General features: G+C 67.8%; 26 protein-coding genes. 12 read left to right on the top strand and 14 right to left on the bottom strand.

Annotated features, from left to right (window positions below; translation table 11 throughout):
• Positions 1-26: 26 nt before the first annotated feature.
• From ACYQ26_RS19555 to ACYQ26_RS19540, 4 genes are all read left to right on the top strand, one after another.
• Entirely contained in the window at positions 27-449 is a 423-nt protein-coding gene (locus ACYQ26_RS19555; protein WP_459810553.1) for a hypothetical protein, read from the top strand.
• A 153-nt stretch (positions 450-602) separates the two neighbouring features.
• Positions 603-2291, top strand: coding sequence for a glutamine hydrolyzing CTP synthase (gene pyrG / locus ACYQ26_RS19550; protein ID WP_459810552.1), 1689 nt, complete (start codon positions 603-605; stop codon positions 2289-2291).
• A complete protein-coding gene (gene guaA / locus ACYQ26_RS19545; RefSeq protein WP_459810551.1) occupies positions 2291-3208 on the top strand; it encodes a glutamine-hydrolyzing GMP synthase in 918 nt (305 codons plus the stop codon). Before pyrG ends, guaA begins: the two co-directional genes overlap by 1 nt.
• A complete protein-coding gene (locus ACYQ26_RS19540; protein ID WP_459810550.1) occupies positions 3205-3555 on the top strand; it encodes a DUF7126 family protein in 351 nt (116 codons plus the stop codon). The genes guaA and ACYQ26_RS19540 overlap by 4 nt, the downstream gene beginning before the upstream one ends.
• 449 nt (positions 3556-4004) lie before the next feature.
• Here the strand turns inward: ACYQ26_RS19540 and ACYQ26_RS19535 are convergent, their stop codons facing one another.
• The gene (locus ACYQ26_RS19535; RefSeq protein ID WP_459810549.1) at positions 4005-4718 is read right to left on the bottom strand and encodes a 5-formyltetrahydrofolate cyclo-ligase; all 714 of its coding nucleotides are present in this window, start codon (positions 4716-4718) and stop codon (positions 4005-4007) included.
• Positions 4719-4782: 64 nt separating this feature from the next.
• A complete protein-coding gene (locus ACYQ26_RS19530) occupies positions 4783-5376 on the bottom strand; it encodes a MogA/MoaB family molybdenum cofactor biosynthesis protein (RefSeq protein ID WP_459810548.1) in 594 nt (197 codons plus the stop codon).
• Between the two features lie 160 nt (positions 5377-5536).
• On the opposite strand from ACYQ26_RS19530, the gene ACYQ26_RS19525 reads away from it, so the two are divergent.
• Positions 5537-6577 carry a zinc-binding dehydrogenase gene (locus tag ACYQ26_RS19525; protein WP_459810547.1) on the top strand — a complete coding sequence of 347 codons (1041 nt, stop codon included), beginning with the start codon at positions 5537-5539 and terminating at the stop codon, positions 6575-6577.
• A 128-nt stretch (positions 6578-6705) separates the two neighbouring features.
• Positions 6706-7059, top strand: a complete 354-nt coding sequence (locus ACYQ26_RS19520; protein WP_459810546.1) for a DUF7977 family protein — start codon at positions 6706-6708, stop codon at positions 7057-7059.
• Positions 7060-7091: 32 nt separating this feature from the next.
• Here the strand turns inward: ACYQ26_RS19520 and ACYQ26_RS19515 are convergent, their stop codons facing one another.
• The 3 genes from ACYQ26_RS19515 to ACYQ26_RS19505 all read right to left on the bottom strand — a co-directional run bounded on the left by ACYQ26_RS19515 (position 7092) and on the right by ACYQ26_RS19505 (position 9195).
• The gene (locus ACYQ26_RS19515) at positions 7092-7409 is read right to left on the bottom strand and encodes a DUF7853 family protein (protein WP_459810545.1); all 318 of its coding nucleotides are present in this window, start codon (positions 7407-7409) and stop codon (positions 7092-7094) included.
• A gap of 167 nt (positions 7410-7576) precedes the next feature.
• The gene (locus ACYQ26_RS19510; RefSeq protein ID WP_459810544.1) at positions 7577-8140 is read right to left on the bottom strand and encodes an NUDIX hydrolase; all 564 of its coding nucleotides are present in this window, start codon (positions 8138-8140) and stop codon (positions 7577-7579) included.
• 62 nt (positions 8141-8202) lie between these two features.
• On the bottom strand, positions 8203-9195 hold the full coding sequence (locus tag ACYQ26_RS19505; RefSeq protein ID WP_459810543.1) for a diacylglycerol/lipid kinase family protein: 993 nt from the start codon (positions 9193-9195) through the stop codon (positions 8203-8205).
• Between the two features lie 53 nt (positions 9196-9248).
• Between ACYQ26_RS19505 and ACYQ26_RS19500 the strand changes: the two genes are divergently transcribed.
• On the top strand, positions 9249-9986 hold the full coding sequence (locus ACYQ26_RS19500; RefSeq protein WP_459810542.1) for a PHP domain-containing protein: 738 nt from the start codon (positions 9249-9251) through the stop codon (positions 9984-9986).
• A gap of 57 nt (positions 9987-10043) precedes the next feature.
• Here the strand turns inward: ACYQ26_RS19500 and ACYQ26_RS19495 are convergent, their stop codons facing one another.
• Positions 10044-10457 carry an Lrp/AsnC family transcriptional regulator gene (locus ACYQ26_RS19495; protein WP_459810541.1) on the bottom strand — a complete coding sequence of 138 codons (414 nt, stop codon included), beginning with the start codon at positions 10455-10457 and terminating at the stop codon, positions 10044-10046.
• Positions 10458-10559: 102 nt separating this feature from the next.
• Between ACYQ26_RS19495 and carA the strand changes: the two genes are divergently transcribed.
• Positions 10560-11639: a glutamine-hydrolyzing carbamoyl-phosphate synthase small subunit gene (gene carA, locus ACYQ26_RS19490; RefSeq protein WP_459810540.1), complete on the top strand. Its 1080-nt coding sequence runs from the start codon at positions 10560-10562 to the stop codon at positions 11637-11639.
• 156 nt (positions 11640-11795) lie between these two features.
• On the opposite strand, the gene ACYQ26_RS19485 is transcribed toward carA, so the two are convergent.
• The 4 genes from ACYQ26_RS19485 to ACYQ26_RS19470 form a co-directional block, all read right to left on the bottom strand.
• The gene (locus ACYQ26_RS19485) at positions 11796-12770 is read right to left on the bottom strand and encodes an ABC transporter substrate-binding protein (RefSeq protein ID WP_459810768.1); all 975 of its coding nucleotides are present in this window, start codon (positions 12768-12770) and stop codon (positions 11796-11798) included.
• A gap of 269 nt (positions 12771-13039) precedes the next feature.
• Positions 13040-14002 carry an FAD-dependent monooxygenase gene (locus tag ACYQ26_RS19480; protein ID WP_459810539.1) on the bottom strand — a complete coding sequence of 321 codons (963 nt, stop codon included), beginning with the start codon at positions 14000-14002 and terminating at the stop codon, positions 13040-13042.
• A gap of 1 nt (position 14003) precedes the next feature.
• Positions 14004-15248 (bottom strand): ABC transporter substrate-binding protein, encoded by a 1245-nt coding sequence (locus ACYQ26_RS19475; RefSeq protein WP_459810538.1) that lies wholly within the window; start codon positions 15246-15248, stop codon positions 14004-14006.
• Positions 15249-15352: 104 nt separating this feature from the next.
• Complete coding sequence (locus ACYQ26_RS19470) at positions 15353-16123, bottom strand: SIMPL domain-containing protein (protein ID WP_459810537.1); 771 nt, start codon at positions 16121-16123, stop codon at positions 15353-15355.
• Between the two features lie 138 nt (positions 16124-16261).
• Here ACYQ26_RS19470 and cysK point away from each other — a divergent pair, with 138 nt between their 5' ends.
• On the top strand, positions 16262-17233 hold the full coding sequence (cysK, locus tag ACYQ26_RS19465) for a cysteine synthase A (protein WP_459810536.1): 972 nt from the start codon (positions 16262-16264) through the stop codon (positions 17231-17233).
• A 52-nt stretch (positions 17234-17285) separates the two neighbouring features.
• On the opposite strand, the gene purH is transcribed toward cysK, so the two are convergent.
• Positions 17286-18923 (bottom strand): bifunctional phosphoribosylaminoimidazolecarboxamide formyltransferase/IMP cyclohydrolase, encoded by a 1638-nt coding sequence (purH, locus tag ACYQ26_RS19460; protein WP_459810535.1) that lies wholly within the window; start codon positions 18921-18923, stop codon positions 17286-17288.
• A 176-nt stretch (positions 18924-19099) separates the two neighbouring features.
• Here purH and purB point away from each other — a divergent pair, with 176 nt between their 5' ends.
• From purB to ACYQ26_RS19445, 3 genes are all read left to right on the top strand, one after another.
• The gene (gene purB / locus ACYQ26_RS19455) at positions 19100-20497 is read left to right on the top strand and encodes an adenylosuccinate lyase (protein WP_459810534.1); all 1398 of its coding nucleotides are present in this window, start codon (positions 19100-19102) and stop codon (positions 20495-20497) included.
• Positions 20498-20623: 126 nt separating this feature from the next.
• Positions 20624-21046, top strand: a complete 423-nt coding sequence (locus ACYQ26_RS19450) for an EamA family transporter (protein WP_459810533.1) — start codon at positions 20624-20626, stop codon at positions 21044-21046.
• On the top strand, positions 21046-21462 hold the full coding sequence (locus ACYQ26_RS19445; protein ID WP_459810532.1) for an EamA family transporter: 417 nt from the start codon (positions 21046-21048) through the stop codon (positions 21460-21462). Before ACYQ26_RS19450 ends, ACYQ26_RS19445 begins: the two co-directional genes overlap by 1 nt.
• A gap of 30 nt (positions 21463-21492) precedes the next feature.
• Here ACYQ26_RS19445 and ACYQ26_RS19440 read toward each other — a convergent pair whose 3' ends face one another.
• The 3 genes from ACYQ26_RS19440 to ACYQ26_RS19430 all read right to left on the bottom strand — a co-directional run bounded on the left by ACYQ26_RS19440 (position 21493) and on the right by ACYQ26_RS19430 (position 24378).
• Complete coding sequence (locus tag ACYQ26_RS19440; RefSeq protein WP_459810531.1) at positions 21493-22599, bottom strand: M20 family metallopeptidase; 1107 nt, start codon at positions 22597-22599, stop codon at positions 21493-21495.
• Position 22600: 1 nt separating this feature from the next.
• A complete protein-coding gene (lysA, locus tag ACYQ26_RS19435; protein WP_459810530.1) occupies positions 22601-23857 on the bottom strand; it encodes a diaminopimelate decarboxylase in 1257 nt (418 codons plus the stop codon).
• A gap of 80 nt (positions 23858-23937) precedes the next feature.
• On the bottom strand, positions 23938-24378 hold the full coding sequence (locus ACYQ26_RS19430) for a DUF7344 domain-containing protein (protein WP_459810529.1): 441 nt from the start codon (positions 24376-24378) through the stop codon (positions 23938-23940).
• Positions 24379-24449: the final 71 nt, after the last annotated feature.

Here is a 24449-nt window from a genome sequence, read left to right as displayed (position 1 = left end):
ACTAGGTGGTTCCGGTTGGTTCGGGTATGCTCGTGCATCTCCGGCAGTACAAACACGAAGAAGTCCAGTTCGACGACAACCGGACGACCGGCGAGTCCCAGACGGAGGACACGGTCGACAAGGAACCGGAGGAGTACTTCGGCGAAAACATCGACGAGTTCGACCTCGAGACGTGGGAGACAGTCGAGTACGAGGACGATCCGATCCAGCAGCGCGACGTGACGATCGAGGGGGTAACCGCCGTCTCCGTGCCGAAGGAGGACACCGACGAGGACGACCCGGATCTGCCCGGGCGGACGATCCAGTTGCGGATGGGCGGGGGCATCGACCACCTCCCGCAGGCCGAGATCGTCGAGGTGCAGGATCTGAATCCGCAGGACGAGGCCGAGGGGAAGATATCGAAGGAGGAGGAACCCCACGGGAAGGCGAGGATGGACGAGGAGCCGTAGGGGCAGTCCGCGACGCCGTTCCGCGCGTCGGTCGCCGATCCCGTTGGAGTCCGACGCCGGTCTCGAGGCCGCACCGCCACCGCACCGTGCCAAGGCCTGTCGGAGGCGATACGGTCCCGAAATCGTTTTCAATCGGTCGCGCGGACACTCGGTATGCCGACGGAATCGGACACTGATTATGACCCCTCACTGGGGAACAAGTTCATCTTCGTCACCGGCGGCGTCATGTCGGGACTCGGCAAGGGGATCACGGCCGCGAGCACCGGCCGACTCCTGAAAAACGCCGGCTTCGACGTGACCGCCGTGAAGATCGACCCGTACCTGAACGTCGACGCGGGGACGATGAACCCCTACCAGCACGGGGAGGTATACGTCCTCAAGGACGGCGGCGAGGTCGACCTCGACCTGGGGAACTACGAGCGGTTCCTCGACGTCGACATGACCTCGGACCACAACATCACGACGGGGAAGACCTACCAGCACGTCATCGAGAAGGAGCGTGCCGGCGACTACCTCGGAAAGACCGTCCAGATCATCCCCCACATCACCGACGACATCAAGCGCCGCATTCGGGAGGCCGCCGAAGGCACCGACGTCTGTATCGTCGAGGTCGGCGGCACCGTCGGTGACATCGAGGGGATGCCCTACCTCGAGGCGCTGCGCCAGTTCGCCCACGAGGAACCCGAGGAGAACGTCCTCTTTACGCACGTCACCCTCGTCCCGTACTCGAAGAACGGCGAGCAGAAGACCAAGCCCACCCAGCACTCGGTCAAGGAAGTGCGCTCGATCGGCCTCCAGCCCGACATCATCGTCGGCCGCTGCGAGGACCGCCTGGAGCCCGAAACCAAGGAGAAGATCGCGCTGTTCTGCGACATTCCCACCGAGGCGGTGTTCTCGAACCCCGACGTCGAGGACGTCTACCACGTCCCGCTGATGGTCGAGGAGGAGGGACTCGACCAGTACGTCTTAGAGCACTTCGGGCTGGCCGACGAGGCCCTGCCGGAGGGCGAGCGCGCCAACGAGTGGCGCGAGATCGTCACCACCGACCAGATGACCGAGGTCGACATCGCGCTGGTCGGCAAGTACGACCTAGAGGACGCGTACATGTCGATCCACGAGTCGCTGAAACACGCCGGCTTCGAACTGGGGGTCGACGTCAACGTCCACTGGGTCCACGCCGACGGGATGGCCGAGGAGTACGACGACCAGCTCAAGGACGTCGACGGGATCATCGTCCCCGGCGGCTTCGGCATGCGCGGCACCGAGGGCAAGATCCGCGCGGTCCAGTACGCCCGCGAGAACGACGTTCCCTTCCTCGGGCTCTGTCTCGGCTTCCAGATGGCCGTCGTCGAGTACGCCCGCAACGTCCTCGGACTCGAGGACGCCCACTCCGCGGAGATGGACGAGGAGACGCCCCACCCGGTCATCGACATCCTGCCCGAGCAGTACGAGGTCGAGGACATGGGCGGGACGATGCGACTGGGCGAGCACACGACCGTCATCGAGCCCGAGACGCTGGCCTACGAACTCTACGGGGACACCTCGTGTTCGGAACGCCACCGCCACCGCTACGAGGTCAACCCCGAGTACTTCGACCAGTTCGAAGACGAGCCGCTGACGTTCTCGGGCACCGCCGGCAACCGGATGGAGATCCTCGAGCTCGAGGATCACCCGTTCTTCTTCGGGACGCAGTTCCACCCCGAGTACAAGTCCCGGCCCGGCCAGCCGAGCCCGCCGTTCGTCGGGTTGGTCGAGTCGATCCTCGAGCAGCGCGGCGAGGAGGCCGACGCTGAGAGCGAGCCTGACGCGGACACCGACGCCGAAACGGAGGTCACCCACTGATGGTAGACACAGACACGTTCGTTCCGGAAGCAGTAGCAGAGATCGGCGACGAAATCGGCGACGCGAACGCCGTCATCGCGCTCTCGGGCGGGGTCGACTCCTCGGTCGCGGCCGCCCTCGCGTACGAGGCCATCGGCGATCGGCTCACCCCGGTCTACGTCGACACCGGCCTGATGCGCAAGGGCGAAACCGACCAGATCCGCGAGACCTTCGACTACATGGAGTCGCTGCGGATCGTCGAGGCCCAGGATCGATTCCTCGAGGCCCTCGAGGGCGTCACCGACCCCGAAGAAAAGCGCGAGATCATCGGCGAGCAGTTCATCCGCGAGTTCGAGCGCGAGGCCAAGGACGCAGACGCCGACTACCTCGTGCAGGGGACGATCTATCCCGACCGCATCGAGAGCGAGGGCGGGATCAAGTCCCACCACAACGTCGGCGGTCTGCCCGACGTCGTCGACTTCGAGGGGATCGTCGAACCCGTCCGCGACCTCTACAAGGACGAGGTCCGCGAGGTCGCCCGCCACCTCGGACTCGAGGAGATCGTCGCCGAGCGGATGCCGTTCCCCGGCCCCGGGCTCGCCGTCCGCGTGATCGGCGAGGTCACCGAGGAGAAACTCGAGGTCGCCCGCGAGGCCAACCACGTCGTCGAGGAGGAACTCGAGGAGTACGAGCCCTGGCAGGCGCTGGCGGCCGTGATCGGCAAGGCGACGGGCGTCAAGGGCGACAACCGCGTCCACGGCTGGGTCGTCTCCGTGCGATCCGTCGAGTCCCGCGACGGGATGACCGCCCGCGCCCAGGAGATCGACTGGGAGACGCTCCAGCGCATCCAGTCGCGGATCACGGGGACCAACGAGAACGTCGCCCGCGTCGTCTACGACGTCACCCACAAACCGCCCGCGACGATCGAGTACGAATGAGCGAGGAGTCCCAGTCCACGCGAGCGATCGTCGCCGGCCCCGACGCCGACGGCATCGGCGAGGCCCTCGAGAACGAGGGCGTCGACGTCACGCGGCTCAACGGGGTCCTCTCGCGACCGCAACTCGAGGAGGCGGGCATCGTCGACGCCGATCTCTACGTCCTGACCGACGCGGGGCAGGCGACGACGATCCCGATCGTCTGCGATCTCACCGACGACATCCGGACCGTCGTCTACACCGAGGACTCGATTCCGGAGTTCGTCAAGGCGCAACTCGACATCGCGGTCGATCCGCAGCTACTCTCCCCGGCGATCGTCGCCGAGGAACTGCTCGACCGATCGGACTGAGCGGCGCGGTTCGGCGTCGGTCGCCGTTTTCGTGCGCCGTAATCGTCAATTGCGACTAGATTCCGCCAGTGAACGTTCTCCGTGCGGATATCGGCAGATTAAATTCGAGTTAAATTCGGGGGAATTCGGCGTAAGAAGGCTATACCGTCGCCGGCGTTCAAGTGGGTCCCCACCCTACGAACGGGTGGAGGTCGACGGGTCAACTCCACCGTAGGCACCCGCGCCTGTTCCCGCGACTTCCAGCAATCCCACCACAGCACCCTTCCCCCACCATTGCCGTACCGTTCCGACGCGGGCTACTGCACCGGCCTGGGTCACTCCTTACGGTTCTGGCATCCGGGGCGCACCCGCGCCTCGGGCAATTCTCGTTTCCGACAGCGATGTCACCGCTCGCCCGTCGAGTCGGCCGTCGCGAGTCTCGGCACCGTCGTCGTTCCGCCCTCGAGCGATCAGTCGCCCGACCGGAGCCGCTCGAGGATCGGAATCTCGGCGAGCCGCTCCTCGCTCAGCTCCGACCACTCGATAGCGGTCGGTTTTGCGGCCCCTGCTGCGTCCGTCTCGAGCGTCCGTTCGGGCGTGACGACCAGATCCATCGGCACGTCGTGCGACGAGAGCGGAACCGCCTCGTCGACGACCTGCAGTTCGTGGACCGTCGTCGCGGTGACCGTCGCGTCGTCGACGAGATCGAACTCGCCGAGGATCGCGAACTCGAGGTCGCTGTAGCCTTCGCCCTTGCCGACTCGCGCACCGTCCTCGGTGACGGCGACGCTGCCGGAGACGATCAGATCGATCGGGTCGACGTCCTCGGGGCGGACCGGGACGCCGACCTCCGAGGAGCCGCCGACCGTCGTCGCGTGGTCGATGTCGTCGACCTCGTCGGGGTCGAGCCGGAGGAAACACCGCTCGTTCCGGAGCCGCGGGACGGCCATGTAAACGGTCTTTCCCTGCCGGAGCGCGGCCCGCCGGACGGGGAGTTGCGGCGCGTCGGGATTGGTCTTGACGACGTCGGCCTCCCGCCAGGCGGCCGTCTCCTGAAGCCGTTCCGCGGCCTCATCCGCGCCGGCGAAGTTCGGAATGCGTCCGTGGGGCGGGAACGGAAACCGCGCCTCGCCGCTGTCCTCGAGGTCGTCCCAGACGCGTTCGCGCAGGTCCTGCTTGTCCATAGCGGCCCTTGCGTCCGCTGCTACTAGTACCTCGAGGGATCGGTCCGGACGGGCCGATACGCAGCTACGAGTCGGCGGAAATGTCGCCGTTGCCGTCGGCTCTGGCGTCCGCATCCTCGTCGTCGACGCGCGCGAGATCGACGAGATAGTCCGCTTCGGGGACGATGATCTCCGTCGTCGCGAGCCGGGCGCCGTCGGCGTCGCCGGGGAGGCAGAACACGGGCGTCCCCTCGGCGACACCGGCGAGCGTGCGTGCGGCGACGACGCGGGTGCCGACCCGCTCGTAGGCGAGCGACGTGAACAGCTCCTGGAAGGCCGTCAACTCCTTGTCGAGCAGCGTCTCGACGGCCTCGATGACCACGTCGTCCGGTTCGACGCTCGTCGCGCCCGCCGTCACGACGAGGTCGACGTCGTCCCGTTCGATCATGCGCAGGACGATCGACTGTACCCGATCGTGGCTCGGGGCGACGTGCTCCCGCGTCGCGAGGTCGAACCCGCCCGCCTCGAGCGTCTCCACGACGGCCGCGCCGGCCGGGTCGTCCTCGAGCGACCGGTTCGCGGCGATCGTCACGATGCTCGCGCCGAGGGGGTCCCCCTCGCCCTCGGTCGTCGTTTCCCCCGCGGGCTCGGCGTCCGTCTCGGACTCGCGTTCGCTCATGCGCCGCCTTTCGGCGGCCGAGCGGAAAACGCTGCTCACCGCCGGCGCCGAAGATGCCGCCGCCCCGTCCCGTCGCCGTTCCCGCGAAGGACGGGACGGCCGCGCGGCGGCGAGTTCTCCTACCCACAATTATAAATGACAAATCCGTCTGCTACCGTATATGCAGGCGGTGAAAATTACCGAGCACGGCGATACCGATGTCATCGAGTACGGCGAGTACCCCGACCCCGAGGTCGGCCGGAACGAGGTGCTCGTCGACGTCAAGGCCGGCGCGCTCAACCACCTCGACGTCTGGGTTCGCCGCGGGCTGCCCACGCTGAACCTCGAGATGCCCCACGTCCCCGGCAGCGACGCGGCCGGCGTCGTCGAGGAAGTCGGCGAGGGGGTCACCCGATTCGAGCCGGGCGACCGCGTCGCGGTCACCGCCGGCGTCAGTTGCGGCGAGTGCGAGTTCTGCCGGGACGGCGATCCGACCCTCTGTGTCAACTTCCACCTGCTGGGCGAGCACGTCACCGGCGTCCACTCCGAGTACGCCGCCGTCCCCGAGGACAACCTGATCCCCGTCCCGGACGACGTCGACTGGGTCACCGCCGGCGCGTCCTCGCTGGTCTTCCAGACCGCCTGGCGGATGCTGATCGACCGCGCGGATCTCGAGGCCGGCGAGTCGGTGCTGGTGCTGGGCGCCAGCGGCGGCGTCGGCCACGCGGCCCTGCAGATCGCCGACTACGCGGGCGCAGAGGTGTACGCCACCGGTAGCACCGAGGCGAAACTCGAGTACGCCCGCGAGCACGGCGCCGATCACGTCGTCAACTACGAGGAGCGAAACTTCGCGGACTGGATCCGGGAGGAGACGGACAAACGCGGCGTCGACGTCGTCGTCGACTACATCGGCGCCGGCACCTGGCGCGATTCGATCAAGAGCCTGGCCAAGAACGGCCGGCTGGTCACCTGCGGCGGCACCGCGGGCGGCAACCCCGAGACGGACATCCCGCGCATCTTCTGGAACCAGCTTCACATCATCGGCTCGACGATGGGCTCGCCGGGCCAGGTCGACGACGTGATGGAACTGGTCTGGGACGGCACTTTCGAGCCCGCGATCCGGGAGGTTCTTCCGATGAGCGAGACGGCCCGCGCCCACGAGATCATCGAGGGGCGCGAGGGCTTCGGCAAGGTCGTCGTGCGGCCGGACAGCGAACTGTAGGCCCGGCGGCCGCCCGGCTCGAGTCGATCGGCGCCTCGAGCGCCGAACTCGAGCCGAATCGGTTCGGCGTTCGCCGGCAGTTACACCGGAACCGTGAGGACTTTGACCACGCCCTCGCAACTCCCGCTGTGACCTCGAGCGACGACGGCGGCTACGTGCACGATCCCGGGGCGTTCGACGAGGACGGCGAGCGCCGCGAGACCGCCGGTACCGCCGACGCTGACGTCTCGCCGGCGGGCGGGCGCGCGACCGACGCCGACGGGGACTGGGTCGACGACCCCATCCACCCCGGGATGGTCGACCGCGAGTTCGACTGGCGCGGCTGGGTTCTCGTCGGCGTCATCGTCTTTGCCTTCCTGATCGCGCCGGCGACGATCATCCTGCTCCCGCCGTCGAACTACATGTTCGCACTGCTCATCCTGCCGCTCGCGCCGGCCGTCTTGCTGGCGCTGACTGCGGTCTGGGCGACGGTTCGTCCCTGATCTGTTGTTCTAAAAACGAGTCCGGCCCGCCGTCAGGCCCGACCGTCGAGTACCGATTCGAGGCGGTCGATGGCGGTCGATCCGTGTTCGACGTCCTCGTCCGGCACGTCCGCGCGGTCGAGGTAGTCGGTCAGTAGCTCCCGGAGACGCCGCGCCTGATAGCCCGTGAGGGTCGCCGTCTCGCCCGCCGACTCGAGGGCGTCGAAGACGTCGATCGTCCAGGTCGGCGGCTCGTCGCCCTCGTCGATCAGTTCGTCGACGCGGGTGACGATGGCGTGGTGGGCGATCCATTGCTCGTCCGTTCCGAGCTCGATTTCGTGCGTCTCGGTTTCCGGTGATGGGGAACTCATTTCGTCACACGGACCGATTCCGTTGGTCCTCGCCCGACGCTACGGACGGGGGTATAATAAACCTTGTTCCACGATACCCATTGTCATGGTGGGTGCGGTCGGCCGATTCGCCGCTCGGTGAGTCGATCTCGCGGGAAAACGGTGCGCTTCGGCGGCGTGCTGCGGCGCTACTCGCGGACGTCGCGCCGCATGGCGATCTCGAACCACGGGCAGAGTCGGAGCTGTCGGTACCACTCCGGATTCGAGTGGAGCCGCTCGTAGGGGACCCACATCAGCCCCGCGACCTCCTCCTCGTTGGGGTCGAGCGACCGGTCCGAGAGGGTCAGTTTGAGGACGGCGCAGACCTCGTGCTCGACGCCCTCGTTCTCGAAGTAGCGCTTGTACTCGAAGCGGTCGGTCAGGCGCAGATCGTCGTACTGATCCGGCGTGATCCCCAGTTCCTCCTCGAGTCGCTGCCGGGTCGCCTCCTCCTGGCTCTGGCCCTCGACGGGGTGGGAGGCGACGGTGCCGTCCCAGTAGGTCCCCCAGAGGCGCTTGTCGGGCGCCCGCTGCGCGAGCAGGATGTTGCCCTCGTCGTCGAACACGAGCGACGTGAACGCGCGGTGTCGAATGCCGTCCCCGGTGTGGGCCTCGAGGCGGTTGACGAGTTCTATCTCGTTGTCGTCGGCGTCGACGGCGATCACGTCCTGTCCGGCGTTCTCGTGTTGCAGGTCGTCCTGCTGCGAACTCATACCTCCACAATTACGGTGACTCTTGAAACCAGTATCGTCTTCTCGCCGTCGGCTAGCCGCCCTCACGCTCGGAAGGGCCACCGACCACCGTCGTCGGGATTCGACCGGTACGCGTCTCCGACCGCGACCTCGAGCGCGCTCGCGTCCGTCTCGAGGTCGAGCCGTTCGGTCTCGAGCATCTCGCCGTCCAGGCTGTACCCGACGGCGTCGTCCCGGCTCTCGATCGTCAGCGACGGCGTCCGCCGGCGAACGATGTTGTCGCTGTCGCGATCGAACAGCCCGAGCGCCTCGAGGGCCGCCCCGCTCAGCAGTTCCGTCGCCGGGGCGTCGGCGACGATCGTCACCTCGAAGAGGCCGTCCTCGACGTCGGCCTGCGCGGTGCGGGCGCCGGTGAAGCGACGGCAGTTTCCGACGAGGACGAACAGCGCGTTGCCCTCCCACATCCGCGCCGCCTCGCCGTTTGGCCCCTCCGCCGTCTGCACCCGCAGCGGCAGCGCGTCGAACGAGCCGATCGCGTCGAGGGTTTCCTTGACGTAGGCCAGCACGCCCAGCTCCGCCTTGCTCTCCGAGGAGGTTTCGCCGCTGGCCTCGGCGGTGACGCCGCCGACGCAGGAGTTGACGAAGGCCCGTTCGTCCGCGACGCCGAGGTCGATTCGGCGCCGTCGCCCCTCGTCGATGACCGCGAAGGAGTGCTCGAGACCCTCGATGCCGATGTTCGCCGCGAAGTTGTTGCCCGTCCCGACCGGGACGACCCCGAGGGTCGTCGTCTCGAGTTCGCCGGCGGCCGCGATGCCGTTGGCGACCCCGTTGACGGTGCCGTCGCCGCCCGCCGCGGCGACCAGCGACGCGTCGGCCGCGGCGTCCCGGGCGAGCCGCTTCGCGTCGCCGGCCTCCTCGGTTTTTCGAATCTCGAAACCGCGACCGGTGGCCAGTTCGACGACGTCGTCGACGTGGTCGCCGCCGCCGCTGACGGGGTTGAGGACGAGGACGCGATCGCCGGTCCCGCCGCCGTCACCGTCGCCGTCGTCGCGGCTCCCCTCGGGATCCGAGCCCATACCCCGTGTATGCCGGCCCTGCGCAAAAGGGCCACCCCGGCGTATGCCTCCGCATGCACACGGTCGCCGTCGATCTCCACGCGCACACGCGTTTCTTCCACGGTCGCCGCGGCCTCGGCGATCGGTTCGATCCGCTCGGCGCTCGACTGCTCGCCGAGGCCGCCGCGCGGCGCGGCCTCGACGGAGTCGCGACGACCAACCACGACTACTACACGCCGCTTTCCCCCGCTGCGGATATCGAAACGCTCCCCGGGATCGAGATCACGACGGACCGCGGCCACGTGCTCGTCGTCGGGCCCGACCCGCCGCGGGAGACGAAGCCGGGCGCGCTGGCCCCCGAGGAGGCCGTCGCGCTGGCCCACGACCGCGACTGCGCCGCGATCGTCGCCCATCCGTTCAGAAACAGCACCGTTCGGGAACTCGAGGACGTCCCCTTCGACGCGATCGAAGTCAACGGCAAACACCCGCGCTCGCAGCCGCTCGTCGAGGAGTTAGCGGCCGAGCGGGACCTCCCCCTAGTCGGCGGCAGCGACGCCCACTACCCCTTCGAGGTGGGACGGGCGTACACGGTCCTCGAGACCGACGCCGGGCAACTCACGCCGTCTGCGGTCGTCGACGCGATCCGTGACGGCCGCGTCAGCGCTCACGTCTCCCGGTCGCCGCTCGATCAGTTGCTCCGGCGCGGCTACCGGGCGATCCACCGCCACAAAGGCGTCATCGACGCGATCGACCGGCCGACGCCGGGGGTCGGGCCCCCGCCCGGCGAGGAGACCCCCGAATCGAGCGATTAGCGCGGCGAGCGATCGCTGCACGGTCGTTCGGGGCCGATCCGGTCCACCACGGCCGCGTCAGCCGAGCTGTTCCTCGAGGATCAGCCGCGTCTTCGTGCTCATGACCTCGTCCTGGTTGCGGGCTTTCGTGATGAGATCGTTGACCCCGCGCGTGTCCGCGGCGTCGACGACGAGGACGATGTCCTGCTCGCCCGAGACCATCCAGACGAAGTCGACCTCGTCCCACTCGGCCATCCGGTCGGCGACGGCCTTCGTGTCGACGTCGACCTCGACGCTGATCTCGAGCATGGCCTGTACGTTGCCGGTGCGGGTCGAGATCGTGAACCGTTCGATGACGTCGTCGTCCATCATCCGCTCGACGCGATTGCGGACGGTCCCCTCGCTCGTCCCGATCTCGTCGGCGATCTCGGTGTAGGGCGTCCGGGCGTCTCGCCGCAGGATATCGAGGATCTGTCGGTCCAGGTCGTCCATGGAGATGCGAGGCTACGCGGACCGGGGACTTACCGATTACGAATTTCGTAACTGAGCTTCGAAGACAACACTTATAGTGGTGGGATCAATACGTAGTTCGTAATGACAGAGGCCTACATTGCACTGGAGGGTGGCCACGTGATCGAGGGACGTGGTCGCGCTCCGGGTACCGCTCGCGGCGAACTGGTGTTCACGACGGCGTATACCGGCTACGAGGAGAGCCTGACCGACCCCTCCTACGAGGAGCAGGTCCTGACCTTCTCGTACCCCCTGATCGGCAACTACGGCGTCCGAGAGGAGCGGTTCGAGGACGACCGCGTCCACCCGCGTGCGGTGCTGGCCAAGGAACTCACCGACGACGTCGCCGCGTGGCTCGAGTCCGAGGGCGTGCCCGCCGTCGACCACCTCGACACCCGCGAAGTCGTCACCGACATCCGCGACGAGGGCGCGATGAAGTGCGGCATCGCCGTCGGTGAGGACGTCACCGAGGAGGACGCGCTGGCCGAACTCGAGCAGTGCAAGGCGATGAGCGAGCACACCGACATCGGCGCGCAGGTCAGCGTCGACGAACCCGCGGTCTACGGCGCGGACAACGACGGCGAGACCGTCGCGCTGGTCGACTGCGGCGCGAAGGGCTCGATCGTCGACTCGCTGCTGGCCCGCGACGCCGAGGTCCACGTCCTGCCCTACGACGCGAGCGTCGCTGAGGTCGAGGCCGTCGACCCGGACGTCCTCTTTATCTCGAACGGCCCCGGCGACCCCGCCAACTACGAGCAGGCGATCAGCCTCGTCGAGGAGTTCGTCGAGGACACGCCCGTCGCCGGCATCTGCCTCGGCCAGCAGATCGTCGCCGAAGCGCTGGGCGGCACCACGACCAAGATGGACTTCGGCCACCGCGGCGTCAACCAGCCCGTCCTCGACTTGGAGTCCGGGCAGGTCGTCATGACCACGCAGAACCACGGCTACACCGTCGACGATCCGGGCGAACACCTCGAGGTCACCCAGATCAACGTCAACGACGACACGCCGGAGGGCATCGACGGCATCGAGTACGACGTCATCACCCGCCAGTACCACCCCGAGGCCAACCCTGGCCCCGAGGACACCCTCGACTTCTTCGACGACGTCCTCGCGATGGCCGACGGGCGAGAGACGACCCAGGCCGTTCCCGCGGACGACTGACCGCGACCTCACCATCACCGCTGTCGACTACCTCGATTTCTCGCCGTCTACACTTCTCGAGCGTCGCGCTTCGCTGACCGTGTCTGTCGTCTCACCGGCAGTGTAACGGGCTTCGAGCACCCGCTTTCGCGAATCTCGAGGACGGATTTACGGATCTCAGACGTTTCCTCGAACGATCTCCGCGACGCGCTCACGGTCGAACAGTGTCGCGTCTGCGAACGCGTCGGGGTAGATGTCCGTTGCGGCGCGTTCGGTGTGGTAGTAGTTGATGATCGGTCCCTGATCGAGGTAGCCGGCGTTGTAGACGGCCTCGTCCTGGACCGCCTGCACCTCGCTTGCGACCGGATCCTCCAACAGCGGCTCGACGACCGCGTCGCGGAACTCCGATTCGGACGCTCCGCCGTAGTTGCGTACCAACAGTACCTCGGGATCGATCTCGAGGAGCGTTTCCAGATCGATCGTACTTCGTTCGCCGTAGCGGTAGTGGCCGACGTCGGTCGTTGCGAGCGCGTCGGTCAGCCCGAGATCGCGCCACTGTTTGGTGCTGATCCCGCCGTCGTCGAATCGGAAGGGGTAGAACTCGGTCCCCGCCTCCGAAGCCGGGTAGACGAGCATCGCGGTTGGACGCTGCTCGGCCGGCGGTAACCGGTCGTCGATCGTCTCGAGCATCTCCTCGTGGAGATCGACGTACGCCTCGTACCGGTCCCGCGCCCGAAAGACGTCGGCCATCAGTTCGAAGGCCTCGTAGAGGTCGTAGTAGCGGTAATCGTGCCACTCGTCGCTGTGGCGGCGAATGAAGTTGCCGAAGAAGGGGCCGATCTCGGTTCTGACCTCCTCGATGTCCGACTGATCCCAGTCGTACCAGTAGCTCAGTATATTGGGATCGATGAAATGGACATCGGCGTTCATCTCGTAAAACCGCTCCTTGTCGACGCCGCCTTCGGTCAGTTCCACGACCTCGTCCGCGTCGAACTCGATACCGGGAAGCTCGTCGAATACCTCGCTTCCGAACCGCTTGTGGTTCTGTATGCCGAGCGTCTGCCCACCGCCGAGCGCAAAGGCCATATCCGCAAAGGTGGGCAATAGTGCGGTCCACCGCTCGGGTGGCCCCTCGAACTCGACCGCCCCCATCGGTTCCATCGCGACCGTATACGTATCGCCGTCGTCGCTCGAAGTGGCTTCGGCGCCGCTTGGGCCGCCGTCCGCGTCGCCGCTCGTCCCCCCGCTTTCTTCGTCGGCGTTGCTACCCAGACAACCGACCAGAAGTGCGCCGCCAAGCGCGACACCGCTTCCGACGAACGCCCGTCGCGTCGATCTGATCCGTTGCATCGATATCATGTTTTTAGGCTAACCTAAAAAATGCCTCGGTCGTCCTTACTTCTGGCCGATTTCCGAGCCGGCTATTCGTCCGCCGACTCCTCGAGCGCCCGCGCCCGCTCGAGGATCGCCTCCTCGTCGACGGTCTCGAGGAGAATGTCGTCGTCGATCGCGTCTGCGAGGCGGCGCTGGCCGCGCTCGGCTCGCCGGGCGGCGACGTCGGGCTCGACGTAGCTGCTGCCGTACTCGTCGGCGTAGGTTTCGGCGAGGCGGCGGACGGTGACCGGATCGTACTCGTCCGGTGCGCTCTCCTCGAACAGTTCGACCCACCGCTCGGGATCGACCCACTCCTCGCGGCGGTTCTCGACCTTGCGTCGCCAGTCGTAGTTGCCCGCGTACTTGCCCCAGAACCCCTCGTCTTCCCGTAGCCTGCGGATCAGCGTGCAGGCGACCGTCGCGCCGTGTCCGGCCGCGATGATCGCCTGGTCGCCGCTGCCGGCCAGCGGCCCGGCGACGTAGAGCCCGTCGACGGGCGTGGCGCCGTCGTCGTTCGGGTAGTCGCGGTCGAACCGCTCTACGGTCTCGCCCTCGTGCTCCTCGGTGGCGAACATCGCGTCGTCGTCGAGCCCGCGCAGGTAGGACCCGTCGTACTTCGACGCGGCGATCACGAACCGCGCCGTGACGGGATCGCCGTCTTGGGGCTCGAGCCGGAAGCCCGAAGCGTCCTCGAGCGCCGACACCGACTCGACCATGTCCCTGCGGAGGTCGCAGCCGGCTTGCTCGGCGTGGTCCTGCGCGAGCTCGAGGAACGTTTCGACGTCGATTCCGCAGGGAAAGCCCAGGTAGTTCTCGAGGGAGGCACACCGGCGCAGCGAGGAGGGGCCGCGGTCGAAGATCACGGTCTCGAGGCCGTACCGGGCAGTGAAGACGCCGGCGCTGCAGCCGGCGGGGCCACCGCCGACGACGGCGACGTCGACGTCGAGGGCGAGATCGAGGTCGCGGTCGTCCGGCGACTCGAGCGCGCCGTTACTGCCGCCCTCGACCATCCTAGAACTCTCCGCGGACGATTTCGGCGACCCGCTCGCGGTCGAACAACTGCTCGTCGCTCGGGACGTCGGGGTACGGCTGGCCGGGCTCGTAGCCGGGCCACTCGCCGAACCGCTCGGGGTAGAGCTGCTTGGCCGTCATCTCGAGCTGGAACAGGTTCATGATCGGCCCCTGATAGCGCATCCCGCCGGCGACGACGCGGTCGTTTTGCACCGCCGTTAGCTCGCTCCCGACGGGGTGGTCCTCGAGCGTCCCGCGGACGTCGTCGATCGAGTAGCGGGAGGTGATCCCCCAGAGGTGGAGAATCACGTCCGGATCCTCCTCGAGCATCGTCTCGTAGTCGATCGTCCCCCAGTCGCCCGACCAGTCGTGGTCGGCCAGGGCGTCGCGGGCGCCGAGCGGTCGCGTGTCGGCCTGCCAGAAGCCGGGCGTGTTGAGGTGGTAGGTGAAGAACTGGCCGTCGCCAAGCGTCACCCGCGCGGCGGTCGGGCGCTCGTCCTCCGGCGGCAGGTTCGACTCGATCTCCGCGAGGAGGTCGTCGTACACCGCCCTGAGCTCCTCGTAGCGCGCCTGCTCCTGGAAGACCGCCGCGACGCGCTCGAAGATCTCCCAGAGCGTGTAGTACTCGTAGGCGTCGGCGTAGGCGTCCGCGGGTTCGCTGTGGACGCCGCTGTGGAAGTTCCCGAGCCACGGGCCGACCCCCGAGACGATCTCCTCGACGTCGCTTTCGTCCCAGTTGTCGTTGTGTTTCACCGGGTACGAGGGATCGAGGAAGTGCACGTCGCTGTCGAGTTCGTAGAGTTGCTCCTTGGTGAGCCCGTCCTTGAGGGGGTCCGGCAGCCCCTCCCAGTCGAAGGAGACGCCCTCGAGGTGCTCGTAGAACTTGTTCATCGTCGTGCCGGCCATCTCGGTCGAGAACAGCGAGTTGACCCCGTCGCCGTGGCCGAGCGCGACCGCCATGTCGGCGTACTGCGGGAACGTGACGAAGACGTCCTCGGGGACGGAATCGAACTCGACCTCGCCGACGGGTGCCATCGACGCCGTGTACGAGCCGCCGCTCTCCGACCCGTCGCTGCTCGAGGATCGGTCACCGTTTCCGTCGGTTCCCCCGTTTTCGGTTCCGTTGCCGCTTCCCCCGTTTCCGTCGCTGTCGCTCGCGCAGCCGGCGAGCGCTGCCCCGCCGAGCGCGATACTCGTCGCAACGAACTGTCGCCGACTCGATCCGCCGTTCCGATGCGAGTCCATGTGTTTTAGGCTCGCCTAATCGGGCAAAAGTAGTTCGGTTTCAGAGCGCCGAACGCGGGTCTCGGCCGGCAACGCTAGCACTCCCGAAGAAGTTCGGCTCGCGACTACGCGGCCGCGTCGAACGCGTACGTGACCGTCACGCTCGCCGAGACGGTCACGGGTTCGGCGTCGATCTCGGTCGGCGGCGCCCCGCCGTTCCCCGCAGCCTCTGTACTGTACGCGACGTCGTGGCTGACCGCGTGGACGTTCACGTCGCCGGTGGTCACCGATTTCGTTCCGGCGAGTTCGACGCCGCGGTTGTCGGCGATGTACGCGGCCTCGTCGTCGGCGTTCGCCAGCGCCTGATCGAGCGCCTCCTTCCGAAGCTGGTCGCGCGTTTCCTCCTGCAGCGTGAAGTTGACGTGACCGACGTCGTCGGCTCCCGCCTCGACGGCGGCGTCGATCACCTCGCCGACCCGCTCGACGTCCTCGAGCGTCACCTCGAACGAGTGCGTCCCGCGGAACCCCTCGCTCTCGCCGTCCCGGCTCGGCGCCGGCCCGACGCGGTACCGTCCCTCCTCGACGTTCTCCTCGGGGATCTCGAGGTCGGTGAACGCCTGCCGTAACCGCTCGGCGCCGGTCGCCAGTTCGTCGGTGACTGCCTCGGCGGTTTCCCCGCGGGCTTCGACGCCGACGGAGACGATCGCCTTGTCGGGCTCGGACTCGACCTCGCCGCTCGCGCTGACGGTGATCTCTCGGTCGCCGCCGCCGGAACCGTTCCCGTCTCCTGACTGGGCGCCCGCGTCGTCGGTCAACGCGCTGCTCGTACACCCGGCCATCGCCGCCGCGACGCCGACGCCCGACGCCGCGAGGAACTGCCGTCGATTAACGTCCATAGTCGCTCTATCGTGGGACACTCAAAAAGCACCTTGGATAGGTGAAACGTCGGTTTCACCGTCGGCCCCGGGTTCTCGTGACGGCGGCGAACGCGTTCGGGACAAGTCGGACTCCCGATCAGTACCTCGTTCCGACCGATGGACGACGATAGCAATCGCGATCGCGAACCCTCGCCGACCCTCGCGGTCGCTGACGGCGTCGACGAACTGATCGGAAACACGCCGCTGCTCCGACTGGACGCCTTCGCCGACAACCTGTTCGGGAAGGTCGAGGCGGCCAACCCCTACTCGGTCAAGGATCGGATCGCCCGCGAGATGATCGCCGCGGCCGAGCGAGCGGGCGCGCTCGAGCCCGGCGGCACCGTCGTCGAGTCCACCAGCGGCAACACCGGGATCGGGCTGGCGGCGGTCTGCGCCGCGCGCGGCTACGACTGCGTGTTGACGATGCCCGAGTCCATGTCGACGGAGCGGCGCCAGCTCCTGCGGGCGCTCGGCGCGGAACTGGAGCTAACGCCAGCCGACGACGGCATGGGCGGGGCGAACGAGCGCGCGGAAGAGATCGTCGCCGAGCGCGACGACGCGATCATGGCGCGCCAGTTCGAGAACGAGGCGAATCCGACGGCCCACCGGGAGACGACCGGCCCCGAAATCTGGGCGGCCACCGACGGCGGGGTCGACGCGGTCGTCGCCGGCGTCGGCACCGGCGGGACCATCACCGGCGTCTCGGAGTACGTGAAAGAGGAGCGGGGCGACACCGAGTTCACGTCGGTCGCGGTCGAACCCGCCGAGTCGCCGACGCTCTCGGAACTCAGTAGCGACGGCCACGACATCCAGGGGATCGGTCCCGGATTCGTCCCCGACATCCTCCGAACCGAACTGATCGACGAGGTTCGCGCGGTCGAGGCGGCCGACGCGAAGGACGCCGCCCGCACGCTGGGTCGCACCGAGGGCCTGCTGGTCGGTATCTCCGCGGGCGCGGCGCTGTCAGCGGCCGCCGACTACGCGGCCAAACACCCCGAGGAACTGGTCGTCGCCGTCCTGCCGGACACCGGCGAACGCTACCTTTCGACCGACCTCTACGACCTCGAGGCGGAGTCGGAATCCGAGTAATACGGGCCGTACTCACTCCTCGTTCGAGTTTCAGACACGCCTCCGCGTTCGCTCAGTCGTGTCTGAAGGAGCGCTGCCCCGTAAACGCCATCGCCATCCCGTGCTCGTCGGCCGCCTCGATCACGTCCTCGTCGTTGACCGAGCCGCCGGGCTGGACGACCGCCTCGATCCCCGCCTCGGCGGCCTCCTCGATGCCGTCTGGGAACGGGAAGAAGGCGTCCGAGGCCATGACCGCTCCCTCAGCGTCCTTCCCTTCGGCGTGTTCCTCGGCTTTCATCGCCGCCAGCCGCACCGCGTCGACCCGCGAGACCTGACCCATGCCGATGCCAACGGTCTCCGTGCCGTCCGCAAAGAGGATGCCGTTCGATTTGACGTGTTTCAGGGTCTGCCACGCGAAGACCATCGTCTCGAGTTCCTCGTCGGTCGGTTCGCGCTCGGTGACGACCTCGAGGTCGTCGGCCGTGATCGACTGGAGGTCCCGCTCCTGCACGAGTCGCCCGCCCACGAGCGGCTTTTCGGTGAACCGCTCCGTCCGCTCGCCGAGTTCGCCGACGTCCAGTACGCGCAGGTTGTCCTTCTCGCAGAGCACCTCGAGGGCGTCGTCGGTGTAGCCGGGCGCGACGACGACCTCCTTGAAGGAGTCGACGATCTGCTCGGCCGTCGCGGCGTCGCACTCGCGGTTCAGCGCGACGATACCGCCGAAGGCGCTCATCGGATCCGTCGAGAGGGCCTTCTCGTAGGCCTCGGCCAGCGAGTCGGCGGTCGCACAGCCGGCCGGGTTGGTGTGCTTGATGACCGCCGCGGCGGGCTCGTCGAACTCCTTGATCAGATTGAGGGCGCCGTCGGCGTCGTTGTAGTTGTTGTACGAGAGCGCCTTCGCGCCCTCGTTGAGCTGGTCGGCGTGGACGACGCTGGCCTCGTCGCAGGTGTAGTCGGCGTAGACGGCGGCGTCCTGGTGGGGGTTCTCGCCGTATCGGAGGGTGTCCGCGCGGTCGTCGGAGACGATTCGCCGCCCCGGAAGGCCGTCGTGGTCAGCGCCGTCGATCCCTGCTACGTCGGCCGCAACCGTCACCTCGCCGGCCTCGAGATCCACGTCGACCGCTCCCTCGGCGAACCACTTCACAGCCCGCGGATAGGCGCGGAACTCGCCCTCGTAGAGGACCCGCTCTTTCAGGGTCTCCTCGTCGTCGCCCTCGTAGACCGGGATCGGCTCCTGCGTGACGATCGGGCCGGCGTCGACCTCGCTCTCGACGACCGCGCCGTCCTCGTCGGTCGCGTCGGTGACGACGTGGACCGTACAGCCCGTGACCGAGACGCCCGCCTCGAGCGCGTCGCCCCAGGCGTCCGTTCCCGGGAACGACGGCAGCAGGGCGGGGTGGACGTTCAGCGTGGTGGGTGCTTCCTCGAGGAAGGTGTCCGAGAGGATGCGCATGTAGCCGTCCAGACAGACCAGGTCGAACTCGTAGTCGGCCAGGGCCTCGAGCACGGCCTCCTCGTGCTCGCGGCGGCTCATGTCGTCCTCGAGCGGGACGACCTCGGTCGGGATCCTGCGCTCGGCGGCGGCCTCGAGCACCGGCGCGTCCTCGCTGTTCGTCAGGACGACGGCGAGTTCGGCGCCGCCCGGCCGTCTGTCGGCGATGTTCAACAGGTTACGCCCTCGGTTGCCGGCCATCCCGGCGATTCGCGTCATAGGCGTATGCCCTCCCGCGAAGGGGAAAGCCGTTGCGGTCTCGAGCGCCGATCTATACACGAACGCGTATTACTCGGTCGGTAATGGCTCGGAGCAAGCTCGAGGTATGCACGCTCGTGCGTCTCTCGGGCCCGACTTTCGATACGCTTTTGCACCGCGCCGGAAAGTTGCGCACGATGACCGACTCAGACGCGCTGTACGCCGTCTCGCCGCTCGACGGCCGGTACAGCAGCCGGACCGCACCGCTGTCGCCATACGCGAGCGAGGCCGCGCTCATGCGCGCTCGCGTCCGCGTCGAAGTCGAGTACCTCATCGCGCTGGCCGACCTCGAGGCGACGCCGCTCGAGATCGATCCGGAGGAGCGCGAGCACCTGCGGGGGCTCTACGAGCACTTCGCCGAGGAGGACGCCGAACTGATCAAGAAACTCGAGACGGAGGGCCACGCCGGCTTCGAGGCGACGAACCACGACGTCAAGGCGGTCGAGTACTTCGTCCGCCACCGACTGCCGGAGGGCAGCGGCGCCTCCGCGTGGATCCACTTCGGGCTGACCAGCGAGGACGTGAACAACCTCGCCCACCGGCTGCTCGTCCGCGGGGCGGTCGACGAGGTGCTCCTGCCCGAACTGTACGAGGTTCGCGACGCGCTCGCCGAGATGGCGCGGGAGTATCGCGACGTGCCGATGCTGGCCCGTACCCACGGCCAGCCCGCGACGCCGACCACGTTCGGCAAGGAGATGGCGGTCTACGCCTCGCGGCTCGGCCGCGCGACCGGCCGCATCCGGCGGGCGACCGACGCCCTCAGCGGGAAGCTCGGCGGCGCCTCGGGCACCTACGCCGCCCACGTCGCGGCCTACCCCGACGTGGACTGGCAGGCCTTCGCCGAGGAGTTCGTGACCGACGGGCTGGGTCTCGAGTTCGAACCGCTCACCACGCAGGTCAACCCCTGCGACGACCTCGCGGCCGTCTTCGATGCGTTCCGCGCCGCGAACAACGTCCTGCTCGATCTGGATCTGGACGTCTGGCTCTACGTCTCCGACCGCTACCTCGGTCAGGAGGCCGTCGAAGGGGAGACGGGGTCGTCGACGATGCCCCACAAGGTCAACCCGATCGACTTCGAGAACAGCGAAGGGAACCTCTCGAAGGCGAACTCGGACCTCGAGTTCCTCGCCGACTACGTCACGACCTCGCGGCTCCAGCGGGACCTCTCGGACTCGACGGTCAAGCGCAACATCGGCGCGGCCTTCGCCCACTGCCTCATCGGCTACGGGAAGACTCAGGCCGGCCTCGGGAAGGTGGTTCCGAACGAACCCGTCATGCGCGAGGACCTCGAGTCGACCCCGGAGATCATCGGCGAGGCCGTCCAGACGATCCTCCGCCGCGAAGGACAGGAGGACGCCTACGAGCAGGTCAAGTCCCTGACCCGCGGGAAGGACGTCACGCTCGCGGACTTCCGCGAGTTGTTCGACGACCTCGAGGTCGACGAGAGCGTTCGCGAGGAACTGCGAGACTTGACGCCGGCCGGCTACACCGGCGTCGCCAACGAACTGGTCGACGACCTCGAGCGGACCGAATAAGCGGGTCGATCTGAGCGACGGGTGCGAAAGCCCGACCGGGACCGTACTGCTGGATCGGCGTGACTTCGTCCCGCGACACAGTCCCGAAATCGTGACAGTATTGGGCTCGCTGCCCCGAGGTCACGTATGGAGTATCTGCTGTGGGTTGTCGTCGCGTTCCTCACCTACGGGCTGATGGCCCCGCTGACGAGTTCGGTGACGGAGGACGTGCCGCCCGCGGTCGCGCTGTTCCTCTCGACGGCGATCTTTCTCTGCGTGACCAGCGGCGTGCTCGTCGCGACGGGCACCGGCGACCTCGCGGACGCCGTCAGCCCCGCGGCGGGGTACGTCTACGTCGCCGGCCTGTTCCTCTCGACGGGGATCCTCGCGTACTACCAGGCGCTCGAGGTCGGGCCGGTGAGCGTCGTCGTGCCGATCTACGGGCTCTTTATCGTCGGCAGCTCGGTCATCGGTATCGTCTTCCTCGACGAACAGCTAACCGCGACCCGCGCGGCCGGCATCGGCGTGGCGGCGCTCGCGATCTACCTCGCGGCCGGGGGTGAGGAGTGATGCGGCGCTACCTGTGGCTCTCGATCGTGGCCTGCCTCGCCTACAGTCTGGTCGCGCCGCTGCTCGATATCGCGATGGCCGACCTCCCGAGCACGGTGGCGGTCTTTCTCTCGAACTCGGTGATGCTCGTCGTCGTCGGCCTGGTAATACTTCGCCGCGGGCTGTCGGTCCGAACCTATCTCCGACACCCGCGGACGCCGCACATCCTCGCGATGGGCCTGCTGCTGAGCGTCGGCTTGCTCACCTACTACCGGGCACTGGAACTCGGCCCGGTGAGCGTCGTCGTGCCGATCTACGGCCTCTTTATCGTCGTCAGTTCGCTGGTCGGCATCGTCGCCTTCGACGAGACCGTCACGCCGCGCAAGGTCGCGGCCATCGCGCTGAGCGTCGTGGCCATCGCGCTGATGTCGATCTAAGGGGGTACCTGAAAACCGAAATTAGCAGTATCAGCAGACGAGTTCGGCGAGCGTCTCCTCGAGCGCGGCCGCCGCCGCTCGAACGTCCGAGAGGCGTACGTACTCGCGTTCGGAGTGGGCGACGCCGCCCTCGTCGTCCTCGAGGACGCCGGGGCCGAAGACGACGGTCGGCGCATCGGCGGCGAAGAAGCCGGCCTCGGTCGCCGCGCCGAACGGCCGCACCTCGCCGCCGCTCGTGTCCTGCAACGTTCGAACCAGCCGGTCGTCCGCGTCGGTCACGAACGGCTTCGGGAACGGGGTGTCGGGACGGATGAGGTCGACCGAGACCTCGAGGCCGTCCGGGACTCGCTCACCTGTCTCGAGGAACGCCTTGAGATCCGTCCGGAACGAGTCGGCGGTCTCGGGCGGGACGCTCCGCCGGTCGAACGTCACTGCGCACTCCTCGGGGACCCGGTTCGGTGCCTCGCCTCCCTCGAGCATCGTGGCCGTCAGTTTCGGCTCGCCGAGCACCGCGTCCTCGCCGGGCCCCGCTTCGTCGTCGTAGCTGCGAAGCGCCTCGAGAACGCTCGCGAGCCCGTAGACGGCGTTTCGCTCGGCGGGCACCTGCGCGGCGTGGCCGCCCTCGCCGCGGATTGCGACGGTCCCCTCGCACTGGCCGCGGGCGGCGATGCAGACGTCGAGGTCGGTGGGTTCGCCGACGACGAAGCCGTCGGCCTCGAGTCGCTCCCGCAGTCCGGCGGCGCCGGTCATCAGCGTCTCCTCGTCGTACGTGATCGCCAGCGTGACCCGGCCGGCGGTCGGCTCGACGCGGAGGAAGGCGGCGACCAGGGCCGCGAGCGGTCCCTTCGCATCGCAGGCGCCACGTCCGCGGACGACGTCGCCGTCGCGCTCGTAGGGGACGTGCGGGGCGACGGTGTCCATGTGGGTGTTCAGGACGATGTGCGGGCCGTCGGTTTCGTCCGCACTCCTGCCGCGAGTCGCGAGCACGTTCCCCAATTCGTCGACTTCGGGCTCGAGGCCCGCGCCCCGGAGCGTCTCGAGCAGGAATTCGCGCATCTCGGAGACGTCCTCGTGGGAGGGCGTTCGAACGGCCTCGGCGTGGAACTCGGCGAGGTCGAAGTCGGCGTTCCCGGCCATCTTACCGCTCCGACTGGTCCGCTTCCCGCTCCACGCGCGTCACGTCCTCGAGCGTCTCGCGGCGCCGGACGACGCGGGCCTCGCCGTCCTCGAGGGCCACTTCGGCGGGTCGGGGCTGGGAGTGGAACTGGCTGGCGAGTTCGTAGCCGTAGGAGCCGGCGTTGCCGATTGCGATGATATCCTCGCGTTCCGGGCGAGCGATCGGCCGGTCGTGGGCGAACACGTCGGCGCTGGTACAGACAGGACCGCCGACGGTGACCTCCTGAGGCTCCCGCTCGGGCGCGCTGACGTTCAACATCGGGTGGTAGGAGCCGAACATCGCGGGTCGGATGAGGGTCGCGAGGCTGGCGTCGACGCCGACGACGGTGGTGTCCGGTGCTTCCTTGATCGTGTTGACTTCCGAGAGGATGAGTCCCGCGTCGGCGACGATGTAGCGGCCGGGCTCGAGTTTGAGTTGCGCGTCGAGGTCGCCGACCGCATCGCGGACCATATCGGACGTCTTCTCTAAGTCCAGCGGTTCCTCGTCCTCCCGGTAGGGGACGCCGTAGCCGCCGCCGACGTCGACGAACTCGAGGTCTTCGTCGCCGACGCGGCGAGCCATGTCGCCGACGCGTTCGATCGCGCGGCAGTGGTCCTCGAGGTCGTCGGTCAGGACGCCGCTGCCGGCGTGGGCGTGGATGCCGACGAGGTCGAACTCCTCGCGCACGCGGTCGGCGACCTCGGGGACGCGCTCGTAGGGAATGCCGAACTTCGCGTCGGCGCCGGTCGCAACTTTCTCGTGGTGGCCGGTGCCGATACCGGGGTTGATGCGGATGGCGATCCGGCCGTCGTAGCCGCGCTCCTTGAGGCGCTCGAGGGTGTCGGTCGCGCCGATCGTGATCGTCAGGCCGGGGTGCTCGGCGCCGAGATCGGCGGCGTAGTCCAGATCGTGGTCCGGCGGGTTGACGGCGGTGTACTGGAGTTCGTTCGGGTCCGCGCCGGCGTCGATCGCCCGCTGGAGTTCGCCCCAGGCCGCACACTCGATCGTGCCGCCGGCCTCGAGGACCGCCTCGAGAACGGCCCGGCCGGTGTGGGCCTTCGCGGCGTACATCACGTGCGCGTCGGGGAAGGCGGCCGCAAAGCGGCTGTAATTTTCTTTGACGCGATCGAGATCGATCACGTACAGAGGTGTGTCGTACTCGTCGGCGAGCGACTCGAGGCGATCGAGATTCCAGTCGTCGAGCCGGCGAACGGCCGGCGAATCCGCGCGGTCGGTCATTGTCGAGTGCAAGTGACCGCGAGGATTCAAGGGTTTGGGTTCCGGTTTCACCCGCCACGCGGAGCGGCGGAGAGCGCCTCCTACCGACGGGGTTCCGATTCCGACAGCAACCTGCCCGTTTCCTTGTAATGGGCGTGCTCGAGCCACTCCGTTCGGAACGGCAGGCCGACGTACCGGACCGTCCCCTGGCGCTGGTCGTAGTCGACGATGCCCGCGTCTTCGAGCTGCGGCAACTGGGTGTGGTGCAGGTCGCGCGCGATCCGTTCTTCGAGCGTCTCGTCGGACTCGCCCGCGCCGCTCGCTTCGACATCGGCGAGTCGCGCGACGAGTTGCGACCGTTCGACGACCGCACCGTCGGCTGCGACCAGCGCATAGAGTAGCCTCCGTCGCCGACGGTTCGACAGCAGGGAAAACTGCTCGTCCAACGTGCTCGCAACGGCCGGATCGGCGTCGGTCAATTCCGTCGAGGACGGTTGGCCCGACGTCAATTCGTTCGGTCCCCGGCGGACTCGCTCTCCCATGAGACGACAGGGACTCGAGCGACCGAAAAACCTTGCTAGGAGTACTGTCGTTTCGAACGTACCGGGAGAGA

The sequence above is a fragment of the Halopiger thermotolerans genome (assembly GCF_054654555.1).
This window is presented reverse-complemented; position numbering and strand designations above follow the sequence as displayed.

Excerpts from the sequence above, each read along its gene's own strand:
- ACYQ26_RS19555 (WP_459810553.1), top strand. The coding sequence starts at position 27 with ATGCTCGTGCATCTCCGGCAGTACAAACACGAAGAAGTCCAGTTCGAC.
- ACYQ26_RS19485 (WP_459810768.1), bottom strand. The coding sequence starts at position 12,770 with ATGGGGGCGGTCGAGTTCGAGGGGCCACCCGAGCGGTGGACCGCACTA.
- ACYQ26_RS19530 (WP_459810548.1), bottom strand. The coding sequence starts at position 5,376 with ATGAGCGAACGCGAGTCCGAGACGGACGCCGAGCCCGCGGGGGAAACG.
- ACYQ26_RS19540 (WP_459810550.1), top strand. The coding sequence starts at position 3,205 with ATGAGCGAGGAGTCCCAGTCCACGCGAGCGATCGTCGCCGGCCCCGAC.
- carA (WP_459810540.1), top strand. The coding sequence starts at position 10,560 with ATGACAGAGGCCTACATTGCACTGGAGGGTGGCCACGTGATCGAGGGA.
- ACYQ26_RS19445 (WP_459810532.1), top strand. The coding sequence starts at position 21,046 with ATGCGGCGCTACCTGTGGCTCTCGATCGTGGCCTGCCTCGCCTACAGT.
- guaA (WP_459810551.1), top strand. The coding sequence starts at position 2,291 with ATGGTAGACACAGACACGTTCGTTCCGGAAGCAGTAGCAGAGATCGGC.
- ACYQ26_RS19475 (WP_459810538.1), bottom strand. The coding sequence starts at position 15,248 with ATGGACTCGCATCGGAACGGCGGATCGAGTCGGCGACAGTTCGTTGCG.
- ACYQ26_RS19525 (WP_459810547.1), top strand. The coding sequence starts at position 5,537 with ATGCAGGCGGTGAAAATTACCGAGCACGGCGATACCGATGTCATCGAG.
- ACYQ26_RS19510 (WP_459810544.1), bottom strand. The coding sequence starts at position 8,140 with ATGAGTTCGCAGCAGGACGACCTGCAACACGAGAACGCCGGACAGGAC.
- ACYQ26_RS19480 (WP_459810539.1), bottom strand. The coding sequence starts at position 14,002 with ATGGTCGAGGGCGGCAGTAACGGCGCGCTCGAGTCGCCGGACGACCGC.
- ACYQ26_RS19515 (WP_459810545.1), bottom strand. The coding sequence starts at position 7,409 with ATGAGTTCCCCATCACCGGAAACCGAGACGCACGAAATCGAGCTCGGA.
- lysA (WP_459810530.1), bottom strand. The coding sequence starts at position 23,857 with ATGACCGACCGCGCGGATTCGCCGGCCGTTCGCCGGCTCGACGACTGG.
- cysK (WP_459810536.1), top strand. The coding sequence starts at position 16,262 with ATGGACGACGATAGCAATCGCGATCGCGAACCCTCGCCGACCCTCGCG.
- ACYQ26_RS19440 (WP_459810531.1), bottom strand. The coding sequence starts at position 22,599 with ATGGCCGGGAACGCCGACTTCGACCTCGCCGAGTTCCACGCCGAGGCC.
- pyrG (WP_459810552.1), top strand. The coding sequence starts at position 603 with ATGCCGACGGAATCGGACACTGATTATGACCCCTCACTGGGGAACAAG.
- ACYQ26_RS19470 (WP_459810537.1), bottom strand. The coding sequence starts at position 16,123 with ATGGACGTTAATCGACGGCAGTTCCTCGCGGCGTCGGGCGTCGGCGTC.
- ACYQ26_RS19495 (WP_459810541.1), bottom strand. The coding sequence starts at position 10,457 with ATGGACGACCTGGACCGACAGATCCTCGATATCCTGCGGCGAGACGCC.
- ACYQ26_RS19535 (WP_459810549.1), bottom strand. The coding sequence starts at position 4,718 with ATGGACAAGCAGGACCTGCGCGAACGCGTCTGGGACGACCTCGAGGAC.
- ACYQ26_RS19500 (WP_459810542.1), top strand. The coding sequence starts at position 9,249 with ATGCACACGGTCGCCGTCGATCTCCACGCGCACACGCGTTTCTTCCAC.
- purH (WP_459810535.1), bottom strand. The coding sequence starts at position 18,923 with ATGACGCGAATCGCCGGGATGGCCGGCAACCGAGGGCGTAACCTGTTG.
- purB (WP_459810534.1), top strand. The coding sequence starts at position 19,100 with ATGACCGACTCAGACGCGCTGTACGCCGTCTCGCCGCTCGACGGCCGG.
- ACYQ26_RS19505 (WP_459810543.1), bottom strand. The coding sequence starts at position 9,195 with ATGGGCTCGGATCCCGAGGGGAGCCGCGACGACGGCGACGGTGACGGC.
- ACYQ26_RS19430 (WP_459810529.1), bottom strand. The coding sequence starts at position 24,378 with ATGGGAGAGCGAGTCCGCCGGGGACCGAACGAATTGACGTCGGGCCAA.
- ACYQ26_RS19450 (WP_459810533.1), top strand. The coding sequence starts at position 20,624 with ATGGAGTATCTGCTGTGGGTTGTCGTCGCGTTCCTCACCTACGGGCTG.